The sequence below is a fragment of the Actinomadura bangladeshensis genome (assembly GCF_004348335.1).
GTDB lineage: Bacteria > Actinomycetota > Actinomycetes > Streptosporangiales > Streptosporangiaceae > Spirillospora > Spirillospora bangladeshensis.
The window spans coordinates 1-3,108 of the sequence record NZ_SMJW01000454.1 but is presented as its reverse complement, the minus strand read 5'-3'; the positions used below and the strand labels follow the sequence as shown (position 1 = coordinate 3,108).

The following is a 3,108-nucleotide window of genomic DNA, read 5'->3' as shown; positions in this document are numbered from 1 at the left end:
GCCCCCGCCCGACAGGATCGTCATCGACGTCCTCACCGTGAACGGGTCCGGATGCCAGTCCGGGACCGCCGCGGTGGCGTCGGCGAGCGACAACACCGCGTTCACCGTCACCTACAGCGACTACCTCGCCCAGACGGGCGGCGACTCCGACCCGACGGACTTCCGCAAGAACTGCCAGATCAACCTGCGCGTCCATGTCCCGCAGGGGTTCACGTACGCGATCGCCGGCGCCGACTACCGCGGCTTCGCCCACCTCGCGGACGGTGCCACCGGCATGGAGAAGGCCAACTACTACCACCAGGGCATGGCGCAGACGACGCCGGCCAGCCACACGATCAAGGGCGCGTACTCCGACAACTGGCAGTTCTCCGACCGGACGCCCGTCACCGAACTCGTCTACAAGCCCTGCGGCGAGGACCGCAACTTCAACATCAACACCGAACTGCGGGTGTACCAGGGCACCTCGGACGCGTCGCAGACCAGCTTCATGGCCTTCGACTCGGCCGACGGCGGCGTCCAGACCACCTACCACTTCGCATGGAAGAAGTGCCCGGGCTGACCGCCCGACCCGACCGGCGCCGGGCCGCGTCCCCACCCGGGGAAGGACGCAGCCCGGCGTCGCACGACGTCCGCCCGAAGCAGCGCCGCCCGCAGCCGTCCTGCGTCGCAGCGGGCGGCCCGAGTGTTCGCCGGGTCTGTTCAGGGTTTCTTGTAAGCCATGTACGGGTTCCGACCTGCGGTCACCCTGTCTCAGGCGGTGAAACGCAGGTTTTAGAGTGGGGGGACCGAAGGAAGGAATCTCACCATGCCACTGGCCCCCCGTCTGCCGGCGCCACCCGAGACCCTCGCCGTCCTGGAAGAGTCCTATGACAGGGTTCTCCGGAGGGACCCTGGCGAAGCGGAGTTCCACCAGGCCGTCCACGAGGTCCTCGAATCCCTCGGCCCGGTGCTGGCCGCGCGGCCCGGGCTGGCCGTCGCCAAGCTGGTCGAGCGGTTGATCGAGCCGGAGCGGCAGATCATGTTCCGCGTCCCCTGGCAGGACGACAACGGCGAGATCCACGTCAACCGGGGCTTCCGCGTCGAGTTCAACGGCGCGCTCGGACCGTACAAGGGCGGGCTGCGCTTCCACCCGACCGTGAACCTCGGCATCGTGAAGTTCCTCGGCTTCGAGCAGATCTTCAAGAACGCGCTGACGGGGCTCGGCATCGGCGGCGGCAAGGGCGGCAGCGACTTCGACCCGCACGGCCGGTCCGACGAGGAGGTCATGCGGTTCTGCCAGTCGTTCATGACCGAGTTGTACCGCCACGTCGGCGAGCACACCGACGTCCCGGCCGGGGACATCGGCGTCGGCGGCCGCGAGATCGGCTACCTGTTCGGCCAGTACCGCCGCGTCACGAACCGCTGGGAGGCGGGGATGCTGACGGGCAAGGGCGCGCTGTGGGGCGGCTCCGCCGGCCGGACGGAGGCGACCGGCTACGGCAACGTCATGTTCACCGCCGAGATGCTCCGCCGCCGCAACGAGGACCTCGACGGACAGCAGATCGTCGTGTCCGGCTCCGGCAACGTCGCGATCTACACGATCGAGAAGGCCCAGCAGCTCGGCGCCAACGTGATCACCGTGTCGGACTCCAGCGGCTACGTGGTGGACGAGAAGGGCATCGACCTCGACCTGATCAAGACGGTCAAGGAGGTCGAGCGGGGCCGCGTCTGCGACTACGCCGAGAAGCGCGGCGGGTCCGCCCGGTTCGTCCCCGGTGGACGAGTATGGGACGTCCCGGCCGACATCGCGCTGCCGTCCGCGACGCAGAACGAGCTGGACGCGGAGGCCGCGCGGATCCTCGTCCGCAACGGCGTCAAGGCGGTGTCCGAGGGCGCCAACATGCCGACCACGCCGGAGGCCGTGCACATCTTCCAGGACGCGGGCGTCGCGTTCGGTCCGGGCAAGGCCGCCAACGCCGGCGGCGTCGCGGTCAGCGCGCTGGAGATGCAGCAGAACGCGAGCCGCGCCTCCTGGTCGTTCTCCCGCGTGGAGGAGGAACTGGCCGCGATCATGACGAACATCCACGAGACGTGCTACGAGACCGCCGAGCGCTATGGCGCGCCCGGTGACTACGTCGTCGGTGCCAACATCGCGGGCTTCGAGCGCGTCGCCGACGCCATGCTCGCCCAGGGCCTCATCTGACCCGCGCCTGACCGAGCAGAACCCCGCTCCCCTCCGGACGGGCGCCTTCAACGGCGAGGGCCCCGCCCGCTCCGGTCTCCCCCTTTTCTCTCCCCTCTCACGGGGATGACGCTCCCGCCTTCGCGCCTCACTCGCCTCCCGGCGCGCTGATGCAGAGCCCACCGCCTCCCTCGCCTCGGCATGGCGATTTCCCGTATCGCCTGGGCATGGATGCGGGAGTGAAGACCCCGTCGCGACGAACGCGCCGCATGCTGGTGCTCTGGACGGCACTGCGCACGGTAGTGATCACCACCTGCCTCCTGGCCGCCTACTTCGCGGCGCCGCTGGACAAGCCGTTCACGCTGCTGAGCGCGGTGGCGCTGGGCTTTGCCCTGGCCGCATTCGGGGCGCTCGTCGCCTGGCAGGCGCGGGCGATCGTACGGTCGCCGTCACCGCGACTGCGCACCGCCGAGGCGCTCGCGACGTCCGTCCCCTTGTTCCTCGTGGCGTTCGCGGCGAGCTACTGCCTCATGGAGAACGGCATGCCGGGCACCTTTTCGGAACCGCTCACCCACGTCGACGCCCTGTACTTCACCATGACCGTGTTCTCCTCGGTCGGCTTCGGCGACATCGTGCCGCGCTCACAGCTGGCGCGGACACTGACGTCGGCCCAGATGCTCGGGGACCTCATCATCGTGGGCTTCGTCGCCAAGGTCCTGCTCGGAGCAATGCGCCGGGGAGTCGAACGCCGCGATCGCGAGACCGATGACCCATGACCACCCGTGCGGCCCTTGGGGCGCCGGTGACGGTGGGGCGGCTGCCGGGTGTGGCGGTGCTCTCCTTTGAACGTGTTCAAAAGTGGGTTAAGGTCGTGAGGGCGATGGTCGGGAGGCGGGATGAGAGTTGTGATGCCCGGTGGCACCGGGCAGGTGGGGACGGTGCTGGGG

The 3,108-nt window shown here is 69.3% G+C and carries 3 protein-coding genes; all 3 read left to right on the top strand.

The features are described from left to right. Positions 1-559: DUF4360 domain-containing protein (locus E1284_RS39705; protein ID WP_131945282.1), on the top strand; the 559-nt coding region annotated here is incomplete at its 5' end. Between the two features lie 246 nt (positions 560-805). Further along, positions 806-2,182 carry an NADP-specific glutamate dehydrogenase gene (gene gdhA / locus E1284_RS39700; RefSeq protein ID WP_131945281.1) on the top strand — a complete coding sequence of 459 codons (1,377 nt, stop codon included), beginning with the start codon at positions 806-808 and terminating at the stop codon, positions 2,180-2,182. A 248-nt stretch (positions 2,183-2,430) separates the two neighbouring features. After that, the gene (locus E1284_RS39695; RefSeq protein WP_207924225.1) at positions 2,431-2,937 is read left to right on the top strand and encodes a potassium channel family protein; all 507 of its coding nucleotides are present in this window, start codon (positions 2,431-2,433) and stop codon (positions 2,935-2,937) included. The last annotated feature ends 171 nt before the right edge of the window (positions 2,938-3,108 follow it).